The sequence below is a fragment of the Bacillus sp. A015 genome (assembly GCF_053851875.1).
Genome location: NZ_JBSPZB010000034.1, coordinates 1 through 11,341 on the forward strand (window position 1 = coordinate 1; position 11,341 = coordinate 11,341).

Below are 11,341 nucleotides of genomic sequence, written 5' to 3' on the forward strand. Positions count from 1 at the left end.
ACAACATTCGCATTCAAACGAAACTAAACAACCAATCACCGATAAACTATCGGCAATTGGCTGTATAAAGGTGTTTTGATCCCTGTCTCAAAAACGGGGGTCAGTCCCCTGTCTCCCTGCGCTTTTTTAACGAATCAAACCGTTCTTTTCTAAATAAGCAAGACTTTGTCTTAAGACATCATCTTTCATAATAAAACTGAAATTTTTATTTTTTGAGATGGCTCTTGGTAAGTCTGCGAAAAGAACGGGTCCTTTCGTTTCAAAATACGTGTCTTGCTTGACAAGCCTTTCAATATCAGCGAAATAAATATTCTTCACAATGATCTTTTCTCTGCCAAGCACCTGATATTGACCAATATACGTTAATTCACGAACAACAGCACCCGTCTCTTCCTGAATCTCCCGTATAGCGGCTTGGTCCGCTTCTTCATTTGGCTCTACTTTCCCTCCTGGAAACTCATAGCCCCGATCCTCATGTTCAGTGAGCAGCCATTTCCCCTGGTAGCGGCAGATGGCCCAAACATGCTTAGGATGACTTGAAAAAGGCTTCTTTTCAAAAGAGAGCTTGACCGTATTATGATAATAGTCTTTAAATACATGCATGTAAAATCCCTCATATCCTGTCCTTGCTTCTTGTAAAACATCATACCACAGATCACATTTTTCTGAAGAATTTTTATCAAAAGTGAAACAAACGAGTGGTTCCATCTCGTCTGTATTTAAAATGAGGTATTCTCGCTAAAACCTTTTTATCATCTCCATTTTCGTCCATTTTTAATCATGAAACCTTTTTACCCCTTATGACGTAAATGAATCAGTGTTTGTCCTATAACGACGAGGAGGAAACCAGCATGAGCATAACAAATGGGTCAAAACAAGAAAAGAATCAGCCGCTTCCACTCAGCAAAAACGAGAAAGAAGACGCACCTCATGAGGCGATCAAGAAACACCTCATGAAAGGGCAAAAGCTAGACTTGACGAAAGACAATCCAAATATCGACCAAATTCATATCGGGCTCGACTGGGATTTGTCTGGTCAGCCGATTGATTTAGATACGCAAGTTTTTCTCTTAAATAAGGAGGACAAGCTGTTGTCCCCAAAACATCTGATCTATTATCATCAGAAGCAAAGCTTAGACGGAGCTGTTCGTCATCTTGGTGATCATCAGTTTGGCGGAGGATATCGAGACAATGAAATCATCATTATGCAATTAAGCAGAGTCTCACCTGATATTCATAAAATCGTCGTAACAGCGACGATACATGATGCACACGAGCGCACGCATCATTTTGGACAAGTCACCAATGCCTACCTGCGCCTGTCTGATCAAATCTCGCAGCAAGAGATTTGTACCTTTCAGTTAACAGAGGATTATTCGTATTGTACATCCATCATTTGTGCTGAACTAACGAGAGATCAGCATGAATGGAAGATCACCGCCACCGGACAAGGTACCACCCTGGATTTAAACGATTTATGCCGCATCTATGGATTCACATCTTGACGCAGGAAAGGAGCCAGCACCAATGGGATTTCATTTCAATACGATAGAAGAACTCACCTTACAAGCAGAGGGCGGTGGGGTCTTTTTTGCCAAAAAAGGCGCTATGATTGCCGATCAAGGAACGTTTCAATACCGCAAGAGATTACTTGGAACGAATAAAGGAAATATGGTCAGTCAAGTATTTAACCATATCAGCAGGAAATTGACAGGTGAAAACCTCGAGATGATGGAAGTGAGTGGTCAAGGTACTTGCTATTTAGCTGATTCAAGCGAGCACGTGACAGTGATTAATCTAGAGCCGAGCGGTCCTTGGCAGCATGTGAGCGTAGAAAGCGAAGATTTACTTGCCTTTACTGAGGAATGCCACTACGGCGTGACACCAGTAGGCGTTGGTATTTTATCACAGAAAGGGCTGTTTACCTCAAAGCTTTCCTACCAGGGGCACGGGGCCCAAGTTGCCATTAAAACGACTGGAAACCCGCTCATCCTAAAAGCACCTTGCCGTGTAGATCCTGACGCCATTGTCGCTTGGACGGGCAAAGCACCGAAAGTCAAATTAGATGTCAACTGGAAAACCTTCATTGGACAAACTTCTGGCGAATCCTACTTATTTGAATTCCAAGAACCAGACCAAATTGTCATTATCCAGCCATTTGAACGCACTTCTGGGATGCGGGTCGGTTTAGATGATAACCGCTACAAGCCTCAGAGCCAAAGCGCCTCTCACGAATTAACAAATTCACATCAATCGCAGCAGGAAAACAGAGGCGGGATCAGTGATCTGATCGGAGGCATCTTAAATCCGCGAAAATAAAAGCATGTAGACAAACCCTCGCATTCGCCCGCAGGTCTGCGTGCCGGTGCTCACGAATGTCAAATTCGCTCCGCTCCGGTACTCGTCCTTCCTAGACTTCAAGGGCTTTCTATCACGCTGAACAGAAGACAAAGGGCTAAAATAAAAGATCATTTTAGCCCTTTGTCAACAGTCTGGCATGTAGAAAATTCTACATGCCTTTTCAATTCATTAACCCATTTGTCTCAATAAAGTTCTTTGTCTCTTCATTCCCTAGCTCATAAATCATCGAGTAAATCTCTTTTCTTTTTCTGTCCATTTCGTCATTTGGACTATCATAATGATATTCAAGGAATGGAACATGTGCCCGAAAGAAGCCTTTCCAATCTGTCATATACTGCTCATCAAAATAGTCTCTCAGCTGCAAAATTTGATCATCGTCTGCTTCTATTTGAAATTGCCAAGCAGCCGCATCTCTGTGCTGTGATATCGACCCGTCTTGCACGGATACATAGTACGTGTGTCTCGCCATCTGATTCATCCTTTTTCCTTTAGTATGACCAGATATGGACAAATTACGGCTTTTTTCGCAATTTATTTTTAATCATGTCTAACACATCAATGAATAACTGTGGGATGGGAATTCCGAGGGCTTTGGCTGTCGAGACGATTTGGTAGGATTCATAAATGATATAAAAGATGAGCGCTAAATCCTTGATCGTCCCATTTGTTTTCAGCATGACATCGAAGAAATGTGCCATGGATATTAAGGAGATCGTCACAACCTTTCGAACTAGCCTAGTAAAAAACCGCTTCATTGTGAGCTGTCCAGTCACAGATTCTCTTAGGCTTGAACAAATTAATTCAATTGCCATCAGTGTCACTAATGTCATCAGTAAATATCCTGCTCCACCAAACAGAAAGCCCATTGCCGACAAACTAACTGTAAACAACGAAACGATGCCTAAATCTTTGCTCACTTGGCATCAACATCCTTTCAGAGTGGAACTCTTTACATGAATAGTATATGCCAGATCTGATCAATAGCTTGGACGACAAAAAATAAAGGCGGGGTCATTTTGCTCGAAAACACTGATAAAACCGTAAAAAAGCCGCCTGTGAAAGGCGGCTTTCTCGTTAAACCCTGACATCAATAAATGTAGCATCTGAATCTTTAGGCTGAACAGCTTGGGGCTGCTGCTGTACTTGATCCAGCATCACCATGGCTTGTGCTGTGTTGGTGGCAAGCTGTGAATTCAACAAACTAATATTGAGTGTTTTTTGAATACTTGCCACTTGCTGACTCATCATTCCTGCAATTGAGGACATCTTCTCCCCTCCCTTCTCTTTTCTCTTCGGCTTAAAGCCCTATGATTTGAATGGGCTGTCTGTCACAAATCCATCAAAAAAATGCCGATCTTATGATCGACATTCCTTCCACATTCGTATTATCCTAAAAATGCTTTTAGCATCCAGTTGTGTTTTTCAATGGATTGATGAATGGCTAGTAACATATCACCTGTTGTTTCATCGCCAACCTCTGCAGCCAGTTCCATTCCTTGCTTTAATTCCTCTGCAATATTGGAGAAATCATCAAATAGATTTTTCACCATTTGCTCAGCTGATTCTTTGCCTTCAGCTTCGTGAATGCTAGAGATTTCTAAGCACTCTTTCATTGTCGCAACAGGCTTTCCATTTAATGCAAGCATACGCTCAGCCAAATCATCAATATATGTGGCTGTTTCTGTATACAATTCCTCGAATTTTTCATGGAGTGTAAAGAAGTCTTTCCCCTTTACATACCAGTGATAGTTATGTAATTTCACATAAAGTACAGTCCAATCAGCTACTTGTTTATTGACGACGTTTAATAATTTTTCTGACATGTTGATTCCTCCTAATATAGTTGCGTTTAGTATGAGAATACCCTTTTTTTATTATACTGAAACCTGCCATCAATTTCTTCTATTTTGACTGCATGAAATATATGTTAATATGGAAATAAGGAGGGAGTTAGATGCTGTTACTTGGGATTATCAGCTTTATCATTATCTCAATCGTTGTCTTTTTATCACTATGGACGACATCAAAGGCTTATGAATACAAGCATAAAGTCGATTCACCAAAGGATGCTGAACCAAACCAACGTCCTAACTCAAAATAAAACCGCTTTCAATGATGTGAGGTTTCTTCTTCAGTAGATGAACTTTCTTTTTTCACCTTACCTACGTGGATGTTTGTCTTCGGCATATTATGCTGCTGTTTAGCTGTCACATGGACTTGTATGATATAAAGGCCATCTTTTTTGAAGGCTGTATGCAATTCATATACACCTTTATTCTCTTTCTTTGGCTGAATCATCTTACTGTTATCCTTATCGCCATCTTTCCACACTTCAAATTGAACATCATCTGCATCATCAACAGGCGTATCACCATATGTGACAGCTGCTTTTACTATAACGCTTTCATTTTTCTCCACTTGCTCCGGTCCTGTAAGCTTGACTTCTAATAACTCAGGCACTTCCCCTTTGTCGTTGCTCGCTGCAGAGTTTCCACATGCACTAAGTAACGCGAGCATCAGAATGATTCCCATCATTTTTCGCATCCGAGTTTCCCCCTTCTTTTATTGACATGTCCATTTTAACAAATATCCCCTGTTTTTACATCTGATGATCGATTTCATATAAAAAAACCGGACATCTGTATGCCCGGTTCATTATCCGATTAACCAAATACTTTTAAAAGCTCTTCTTGATCCTGTGAAAGCCAGAAACGCATTAAACGTTTCGCTCCTTCAAGATCATGAAGCTTTGCTTGACCGCATTGCTCTTCATTTGCAGCAGGAATTTCTGTTACCTCAACTGCATCCTTGAATGTTGCATCAAGCAGTTCAACGATCTCTTTTGGTGTTGGTGCACCACTGACGACTAAATAGTAGCCTGTCTGGCAGCCCATTGGAGAAATATCGATGATATCAAAATGATCATATTTATCTGAGTGTGTTCTAATATTAAACGCAAGTAAATGCTCTAATGTATGAATCGTATCAGGTTTCATCGCCTGCTTGTTTGGCTGACAAAAACGAATATCAAATTTATTTACTTCACCATCTGATCCCACTTTATGAACGCCGCAATGACGAACGTAAGGCGCTTTTACAGCATTATGGTCAAGTTCAAAGCTTTCGACTGAAGGCATTAATCACCACTCCTATAATTGAGATTTCCTATATTATAACATATTTCTCCAACCAGTTTAGTTTATAAAACTTCCCTTCCTTGTCCTTTTTTCTTATACTGTGGAAGACAGACAAGGAGGAACCTCGATGAAACAGATTTTTATCGGCATCATTCGCTTTTACCAAAAATGTATTTCCCCTCTTACACCGCCTAGCTGCCGGTTTTATCCAACCTGCTCAAACTATGGACTAGAGGCGATCAAAACGCATGGCGCTTTAAAAGGCGGCTGGCTCACAATCAAACGGATTTTAAAATGTCACCCGCTGCACCCCGGCGGCATCGACCCTGTTCCGCCTAAAAAGGAAAAATAAATTACTTTTCTTCATATCCGTTGACAACTAAGTCAAGCTTACCTGTTCCAGGATCAATCACAAGCCCGTGTACAGGCACATCTGATGGAAGAAGCGGATGATTTCTCACAACGGACACACTGTCCTTCACACTCTCTTCAACTGAGCTAAAGCTTTTGAGCCACTGTTTAAAATCGATTCCTGAGTATTCCAGTACTTCAATTCGTTTTTCTGGAATACCACGCTCAATAGCTTTATTTAAAAGGGTTTGGCTATCTATTTTGCTCATGCCGCAATCGTGATGCCCGATGACGTAAACCTCGTCAGCATTTAATTCATAGACAGCCACTAAAATGCTTCGCATAATACTTCCAAATGGATGAGAAACAAGAGCACCAGCACTTTTGACAATCTTAATATCTCCATTTTTCATGTTCATTGCACGCGGAAGTAGTTCAACAAGTCTTGTATCCATACATGATAGAACGACAGCTTTTTTCTGTGGAAACTTCGTTGTTGTAAATTCTTCGTATTTCTTCTCTTCAATAAATTGTTGATTGTATTCGATGATTTCGTCTAAAAGTTTCATATGTTTGTCCATTCCTTTATCTTTTTTTTAAATAAATATAGCACAATGTTTGAAATTTCGTCACGTTTTGCATCGTATTTTTTAGAGGAAACATCTGCTTGATGAGAAATTTTTATTTTCCTCTTTTCAAATCGTAATTATTACGATACAATAACTCAGGACATTAAATCGTAATCATTTCTATCTAATAAGTTGAGAGGAGACATTTTTTAGATGAAAAAAATCTTTTTTATTTTAACAGCTGCTTTATTCGCGATCGGTCTTGCCGCTTGCTCAAGCAGTGCGGGGACAAATGCTTCAAAAGGAAATGCAGACGGGAAATTAACCATTTACACCACGATCTTCCCAGTTCAAGATTTCACTGAAAAAATTGGCGGCTCTCACGTTCATGCTCAAAGTGTGTACCCTGCCAATGCAGATGCACACAGCTTTGAACCAAGTTCAAAAACGATGGTTGACATGGCTGAAGGTGATGCCTTCATCTACAGCGGCACAGGAGCTGAAGCATTCGCTGACAAAACAGCTGCTACGTTAAAAGACCAAGGCGTGAAAACTGTCAAAGCTGCTGAAGGCATCAAACTGTTATCGACAAAAGAAGAACATGCACATGAAGAAGGCGACGACCACGATCATGAAGGTGAAGATCACGACCATGATGGACACGATCACGGGGATAAAGATCCACATGCATGGTTAGACCCTGTCTATGCGCAGCAAATGGCGAAAAACATTAAAGATACACTCGTTTCATTAGATCCAGATCATAAAGATGAATACACAAAAAACTATGAAAAACTAAAAAAAGAATTACAATCGTTAGATCAGGAATTCAAAACAACGTTATCTAAAGCAAAACATAAAGAAATTCTTGTTTCTCACGCAGCTTACGGTTATTGGGAAAAGCGCTATGGTATTGAGCAGATCAGTGTATTAGGACTCTCCGCTTCTGAAGAGCCTTCACAAAAGCAGCTCCAAAATATTGTACAACAGGCAGAAAAGCAGCACATTCAATATGTGATTTTTGAAAATAACGTCAGCAGTAAAGTATCAGATACGATCCGCAGTGAAATTGGGGCAAAAAGCCTCACACTCAAAAATCTAGAATCCATTACTGAAGATGATGCCAAAAATGGCGAAAGCTACGTCAGCTTAATGAAACAAAATTTAAACACCTTAAAAACCGCTTTAAATGATTAATTCCTCAAACCCCGCGCGATCAGCCGGGGGTTTTTGCTGCATAAAAAACACACCTTTATAGGGTGTGCCAGCGTGTAGACAAACTCTCGCATTCGGTGTCAGTCCTGCGTGCCGGTGCTCACGAATGTCAAATTCGCTCCGCTCCGGTACTCGTTCTTCCTAGACTTCAAGGGTTTTCATATCACGCTGAAAAGAAGACAAAGGGCTAAAATAAAGTTCATTTTAGCCCTTTGTCAACAATCTAACACACCTTTATAGGGTGTGCTTCTTTTTTACATTTGGTATTTTTTCTTAAACAGTTCGGCTCTGCCGCCTTTTTCTCCGAATTTCTGGCGCCCTGTATAAAATGGATGCGTATCAGAGCTTGTTTCTACCTTAATGACAGGATACGTTTTCCCATCCTCCCACTCTACTGTTTCGTTTGATGTCTTTGTTGATCTACTCAAGAAGCGATAACCGCTGTTTACGTCCATAAATACAACTTCATGTGAGGTTGGATGAATATCTCTTTTCAATGTCAAAACTCCTTTCGTATCAAAACGTAATGATTACGCTTTACAATTATATTCTACTCCCTCTTTTACAACTTGTCAAAAAACAAGCTTTCTTAGTCAGGAAGAATAATCTAAAAATGGTGGAGAATAATAAGCATCATGAAAAAGAGAAGCGATAAGAAAGGCGGAGAAAAAATTGACTGATCTCGTTTTAGCCAGAAGCCTGTTCGGTACAACAATGGGCTTTCATATTATTTATGCCTCGCTTGGCGTCGGAATCCCGCTAATGATTTTATTAGCTGAACTCATCTTTCAAAAAACGAAAGACCCGCATTATGCAGTCATGGCCAAGCGGTGGACAAAGGCACAGGCTGTCCTATTAGGCGTCGCCATTCCAACTGGTACCATTGCCGGTACGCAACTTGCCCTTCTATGGCCGGGTTTTATGGAGGTCATCGGAAAGGTCATGTCACTTCCATTTCAGATTGAAATCTATGCTTTTTTTATTGAAGCATTATTTATGTCTATCTATGTGTACGCAGCGGATCGCCTCTCACCTGCTATGCGCATCATTACCGTTATTTTTGTTGTGATCGGCGCAGCCGCTTCAGCAATTCTGATTACAAACGTACATGCTTTTGAAGGAACACCTGCTGGCTTTCAGATGGTCAATGGAGAAATCACAAATATTGAGCCTTGGAAGGCCTTTTTCAATCCAAGTTTTGTTGTGACCGCTACACATGTCGTGCTGTCTGCTTTTACAACAGGTGCCTTTGTGATTGCTTCAGTGGCTGCTTTTAAAATGCTCAAAACAAGAAAGAATGAGAAGCTCTATTCGTTTCATCGAAAAGCCCTTTTTCTTGGACTCATTGTAGGTGGACTTTTCTCTTTTCTTACAGCTTTAAACGGTCACGAATCCGCTCAGCTCCTGTATGAATATCAGCCTGAAAAGTTAGCGGGTGCAGAAGGTTTATTTGAAACGCAATCACACGCGCCTCTTGCAATAGGTGGTTTTACTGATGTCGATTCGCAGGAAATTAAAGGTGCTATAGAAATCCCTTGGGCCCTTAGTTTTCTCGCAGGAAATAGCTTTGATACAGTGGTCAAAGGCTTAAATGATTTTCCTAGAGACGAGTGGCCGCCTTTATTTATTCACACGTTATTTAACGGAATGGTCATTATTGGATCAGTGCTCATTCTATTTGCTGTGTTAGCACTGCTCTACCGTAAAATTTTAAAACGTGAACATTATCCGAAGTGGCTCCTTTTTCTTTACTTATTCGGCGGACCACTTAGTCTTTTGGCCATTGAATTTGGCTGGATCTTTGCATGTACAGGCCGCCAGCCATGGGTCATTTATCGAATGCTCAAAACCTCAGAGGTCGTCACGTCATCAGGCTCTATTGGGACACTCTTCATCCTTTTTGCCATTGTCTATCTCATTTTAGGCATAGCAACCGTTATTGTACTGACGTACTACTTTAGAAAACATTCAATTGAAGAAGACCTACGGTTAACAGAATCTTAAAAAGGGAGCGATCTTGATGCAAATGGATGTTACAACTGATGCGCTCATTGCAATCACCATCTTATGGGGATTCGTTTTTATCTACGCAGTGATGGCATCAATGGATTTCGGCGCAGGATTTTGGTCGATGATTTATATGAATAGAGAGCAAACAAAGGCCGCTAATATCGCAAATAAGTACCTCTCTCCAACATGGGAAGTGACAAACGTATTCATTGTGGCCATCGTCGTCGCATTGTTTAGCCTGTTTCCAGGCGCGACCTTTGTGCTTGGCACCGTTTTATTAATACCGGGCAGCATCATTTTATTGCTTCTTGCACTGCGAAGCGGGTTTCTCGTATTTTCTCATTCACTGCCTAAAAAATACCGGAAAGCCGTCACATACATTTCAGGGATTAGCGGCTTTATCATTCCGTCCATCCTCATCATGGTTCTCCCGATTACCCATGGTGGATTTATCTTTCAGGAGAACAACGTCTACTCGTTAGATCTAGGACTGATCTTTACAAGTGCAAATGTCTATTCCTTCGTGGGCTTTGCGATTTTCAGCACCCTTTTTCTCTCATCTTTGCTTTTAGCTGATTTCTCTAATGTGGCAGATGAAGACGAAGCCTACAGCATTTATAGAAGGGGCGCACTCATTACTGGTCCACTTTCTCTCATGATGGCCTTCTTTATCATGTTGACACTACGAAGCGAGGCCAATTGGCTGTTCTCAAAAATGATGGAGAACATCCCAATTCTTCTTGTTTCCCTGCTCATGTTTTTGCTTGCGGGATTGGCCCTATTTATACCAAACAGCCGATTTAAGCATCGGAAAGGGAGACCACGTTTAGCCGTCATTGCGATTACCATTCAATATTTCTTAGCAAGCTATGTGTATGGACGTGCTCATTTGCCCTATATGGCTTATCCAGATATTACAATCATGTCTGGATTTACAGACCCTGTCACATTTAGGGCATTATTTATAACGTATATTGTAGGTTTCATCATCTTATTTCCTGGGTTCTATCTCTTCTGGAAATTGTTTATGAAGGATAAGCGCTATATTCGCCAGGAAGATTAACATGAATGGACGACGTTCATTTCGGTTACATTATAAACGAAAGACATACTCAAAAGGAGGTCATCTGTATGAGTCAAAAAATCCTTTGTGAAGTAAATAACTGTTCCTATTGGAATGATGGAAATCGCTGTGGAGCAGATGAAATCTATGTCGTCAGCCACACAGGAAATACGGCTGCGAAAAGTGAAGAAACTGATTGTAAAACGTTTAAACCACAAGATCTTTAAGTCTCATTAAAGGAGGAGCTTCACTTTGAAACACGATCGGCTGCTTCAAACGTTTTTTGACGAAATTCATGACGCGGACGAAGCCGCATTTTATCAGGCAGCTCACTCCTTTTTAAACCTTTGGGATTATGAATATGGTCATGTAAAAAACATGCCTAATGAGATGCATCAGTATATTGGCCAGCTCGCTTACGACAGCGAGCTGGCAGAAGAGTAAGAAAGAGCGGATCACCGCTCTTTCAGATTGTAGAGAAACTCATGTTTTTCTACAATCTTTTTTATTTTCAACGTAAGTAAGATGGATGAGATTTAATGAAAAAGGCCTCCCACACACCTAGCCTAGCTTCGCTAGGTGTGTGGCAATCTTCTTCATGTTCTGGCACGCAGCTGTGAGAAGAACTTGCTCAC

The 11,341-nt window shown here is 40.8% G+C and carries 18 protein-coding genes; 9 read left to right on the top strand and 9 right to left on the bottom strand.

Annotated elements, in window-relative coordinates:
• Positions 1-126: 126 nt before the first annotated feature.
• Entirely contained in the window at positions 127-603 is a 477-nt protein-coding gene (ytkD, locus tag ACSLGF_RS18235; protein WP_456007688.1) for an RNA deprotection pyrophosphohydrolase, read from the bottom strand.
• A 248-nt stretch (positions 604-851) separates the two neighbouring features.
• Here ytkD and ACSLGF_RS18240 point away from each other — a divergent pair, with 248 nt between their 5' ends.
• A complete protein-coding gene (locus ACSLGF_RS18240; protein WP_456007690.1) occupies positions 852-1,505 on the top strand; it encodes a TerD family protein in 654 nt (217 codons plus the stop codon).
• A gap of 22 nt (positions 1,506-1,527) precedes the next feature.
• On the top strand, positions 1,528-2,319 hold the full coding sequence (locus tag ACSLGF_RS18245; protein WP_456007691.1) for an AIM24 family protein: 792 nt from the start codon (positions 1,528-1,530) through the stop codon (positions 2,317-2,319).
• Between the two features lie 202 nt (positions 2,320-2,521).
• On the opposite strand, the gene ACSLGF_RS18250 is transcribed toward ACSLGF_RS18245, so the two are convergent.
• The 4 genes from ACSLGF_RS18250 to ACSLGF_RS18265 form a co-directional block, all read right to left on the bottom strand.
• Positions 2,522-2,830, bottom strand: a complete 309-nt coding sequence (locus ACSLGF_RS18250; protein ID WP_191097180.1) for a hydrolase — start codon at positions 2,828-2,830, stop codon at positions 2,522-2,524.
• Between the two features lie 43 nt (positions 2,831-2,873).
• A complete protein-coding gene (locus ACSLGF_RS18255; protein ID WP_456007692.1) occupies positions 2,874-3,278 on the bottom strand; it encodes a phage holin family protein in 405 nt (134 codons plus the stop codon).
• Between the two features lie 157 nt (positions 3,279-3,435).
• Positions 3,436-3,627: a hypothetical protein gene (locus ACSLGF_RS18260; RefSeq protein WP_008342942.1), complete on the bottom strand. Its 192-nt coding sequence runs from the start codon at positions 3,625-3,627 to the stop codon at positions 3,436-3,438.
• A gap of 119 nt (positions 3,628-3,746) precedes the next feature.
• Positions 3,747-4,184: a Dps family protein gene (locus ACSLGF_RS18265; protein WP_099728599.1), complete on the bottom strand. Its 438-nt coding sequence runs from the start codon at positions 4,182-4,184 to the stop codon at positions 3,747-3,749.
• A 131-nt stretch (positions 4,185-4,315) separates the two neighbouring features.
• Here ACSLGF_RS18265 and ytzI point away from each other — a divergent pair, with 131 nt between their 5' ends.
• Positions 4,316-4,462, top strand: a complete 147-nt coding sequence (ytzI, locus tag ACSLGF_RS18270; RefSeq protein ID WP_099728598.1) for a YtzI protein — start codon at positions 4,316-4,318, stop codon at positions 4,460-4,462.
• Between the two features lie 8 nt (positions 4,463-4,470).
• On the opposite strand, the gene ACSLGF_RS18275 is transcribed toward ytzI, so the two are convergent.
• Together ACSLGF_RS18275 and ACSLGF_RS18280 are read right to left on the bottom strand one after the other, a co-directional pair.
• Positions 4,471-4,905 carry a FixH family protein gene (locus ACSLGF_RS18275; protein WP_456007694.1) on the bottom strand — a complete coding sequence of 145 codons (435 nt, stop codon included), beginning with the start codon at positions 4,903-4,905 and terminating at the stop codon, positions 4,471-4,473.
• Between the two features lie 119 nt (positions 4,906-5,024).
• Positions 5,025-5,498: an S-ribosylhomocysteine lyase gene (locus tag ACSLGF_RS18280; RefSeq protein WP_456007696.1), complete on the bottom strand. Its 474-nt coding sequence runs from the start codon at positions 5,496-5,498 to the stop codon at positions 5,025-5,027.
• A 127-nt stretch (positions 5,499-5,625) separates the two neighbouring features.
• Here ACSLGF_RS18280 and yidD point away from each other — a divergent pair, with 127 nt between their 5' ends.
• A complete protein-coding gene (gene yidD, locus ACSLGF_RS18285) occupies positions 5,626-5,850 on the top strand; it encodes a membrane protein insertion efficiency factor YidD (RefSeq protein WP_003217666.1) in 225 nt (74 codons plus the stop codon).
• Position 5,851: 1 nt separating this feature from the next.
• On the opposite strand, the gene ACSLGF_RS18290 is transcribed toward yidD, so the two are convergent.
• Positions 5,852-6,418, bottom strand: coding sequence for a beta-class carbonic anhydrase (locus tag ACSLGF_RS18290; RefSeq protein ID WP_099728614.1), 567 nt, complete (start codon positions 6,416-6,418; stop codon positions 5,852-5,854).
• Positions 6,419-6,631: 213 nt separating this feature from the next.
• Between ACSLGF_RS18290 and ACSLGF_RS18295 the strand changes: the two genes are divergently transcribed.
• A complete protein-coding gene (locus ACSLGF_RS18295) occupies positions 6,632-7,615 on the top strand; it encodes a metal ABC transporter solute-binding protein, Zn/Mn family (RefSeq protein WP_456007698.1) in 984 nt (327 codons plus the stop codon).
• Between the two features lie 272 nt (positions 7,616-7,887).
• On the opposite strand, the gene ACSLGF_RS18300 is transcribed toward ACSLGF_RS18295, so the two are convergent.
• Positions 7,888-8,130 carry a type B 50S ribosomal protein L31 gene (locus ACSLGF_RS18300; protein WP_041086807.1) on the bottom strand — a complete coding sequence of 81 codons (243 nt, stop codon included), beginning with the start codon at positions 8,128-8,130 and terminating at the stop codon, positions 7,888-7,890.
• Between the two features lie 175 nt (positions 8,131-8,305).
• Here ACSLGF_RS18300 and ACSLGF_RS18305 point away from each other — a divergent pair, with 175 nt between their 5' ends.
• The 4 genes from ACSLGF_RS18305 to ACSLGF_RS18320 all read left to right on the top strand — a co-directional run bounded on the left by ACSLGF_RS18305 (position 8,306) and on the right by ACSLGF_RS18320 (position 11,150).
• Positions 8,306-9,637: a cytochrome ubiquinol oxidase subunit I gene (locus ACSLGF_RS18305; RefSeq protein WP_230031100.1), complete on the top strand. Its 1,332-nt coding sequence runs from the start codon at positions 8,306-8,308 to the stop codon at positions 9,635-9,637.
• Positions 9,638-9,659: 22 nt separating this feature from the next.
• Positions 9,660-10,706: a cytochrome d ubiquinol oxidase subunit II gene (locus tag ACSLGF_RS18310; protein WP_456007704.1), complete on the top strand. Its 1,047-nt coding sequence runs from the start codon at positions 9,660-9,662 to the stop codon at positions 10,704-10,706.
• 68 nt (positions 10,707-10,774) lie between these two features.
• Positions 10,775-10,933 carry a DUF1540 domain-containing protein gene (locus ACSLGF_RS18315; protein WP_456007700.1) on the top strand — a complete coding sequence of 53 codons (159 nt, stop codon included), beginning with the start codon at positions 10,775-10,777 and terminating at the stop codon, positions 10,931-10,933.
• 25 nt (positions 10,934-10,958) lie between these two features.
• Positions 10,959-11,150 (top strand): hypothetical protein, encoded by a 192-nt coding sequence (locus ACSLGF_RS18320; RefSeq protein ID WP_456007702.1) that lies wholly within the window; start codon positions 10,959-10,961, stop codon positions 11,148-11,150.
• Positions 11,151-11,341 lie beyond the last annotated feature (191 nt).

Bases quoted from the DNA above. Each gene is read 5' to 3' on its own strand.
- ACSLGF_RS18265 (WP_099728599.1), bottom strand. From the start codon at position 4,184: ATGTCAGAAAAATTATTAAACGTCGTCAATAAACAAGTAGCTGATTGG.
- ACSLGF_RS18315 (WP_456007700.1), top strand. From the start codon at position 10,775: ATGAGTCAAAAAATCCTTTGTGAAGTAAATAACTGTTCCTATTGGAAT.
- yidD (WP_003217666.1), top strand. From the start codon at position 5,626: ATGAAACAGATTTTTATCGGCATCATTCGCTTTTACCAAAAATGTATT.
- ytzI (WP_099728598.1), top strand. From the start codon at position 4,316: ATGCTGTTACTTGGGATTATCAGCTTTATCATTATCTCAATCGTTGTC.
- ACSLGF_RS18240 (WP_456007690.1), top strand. From the start codon at position 852: ATGAGCATAACAAATGGGTCAAAACAAGAAAAGAATCAGCCGCTTCCA.
- ACSLGF_RS18295 (WP_456007698.1), top strand. From the start codon at position 6,632: ATGAAAAAAATCTTTTTTATTTTAACAGCTGCTTTATTCGCGATCGGT.
- ACSLGF_RS18310 (WP_456007704.1), top strand. From the start codon at position 9,660: ATGGATGTTACAACTGATGCGCTCATTGCAATCACCATCTTATGGGGA.
- ACSLGF_RS18280 (WP_456007696.1), bottom strand. From the start codon at position 5,498: ATGCCTTCAGTCGAAAGCTTTGAACTTGACCATAATGCTGTAAAAGCG.
- ACSLGF_RS18250 (WP_191097180.1), bottom strand. From the start codon at position 2,830: ATGGCGAGACACACGTACTATGTATCCGTGCAAGACGGGTCGATATCA.
- ACSLGF_RS18260 (WP_008342942.1), bottom strand. From the start codon at position 3,627: ATGTCCTCAATTGCAGGAATGATGAGTCAGCAAGTGGCAAGTATTCAA.
- ACSLGF_RS18245 (WP_456007691.1), top strand. From the start codon at position 1,528: ATGGGATTTCATTTCAATACGATAGAAGAACTCACCTTACAAGCAGAG.
- ACSLGF_RS18275 (WP_456007694.1), bottom strand. From the start codon at position 4,905: ATGCGAAAAATGATGGGAATCATTCTGATGCTCGCGTTACTTAGTGCA.
- ytkD (WP_456007688.1), bottom strand. From the start codon at position 603: ATGCATGTATTTAAAGACTATTATCATAATACGGTCAAGCTCTCTTTT.
- ACSLGF_RS18290 (WP_099728614.1), bottom strand. From the start codon at position 6,418: ATGAAACTTTTAGACGAAATCATCGAATACAATCAACAATTTATTGAA.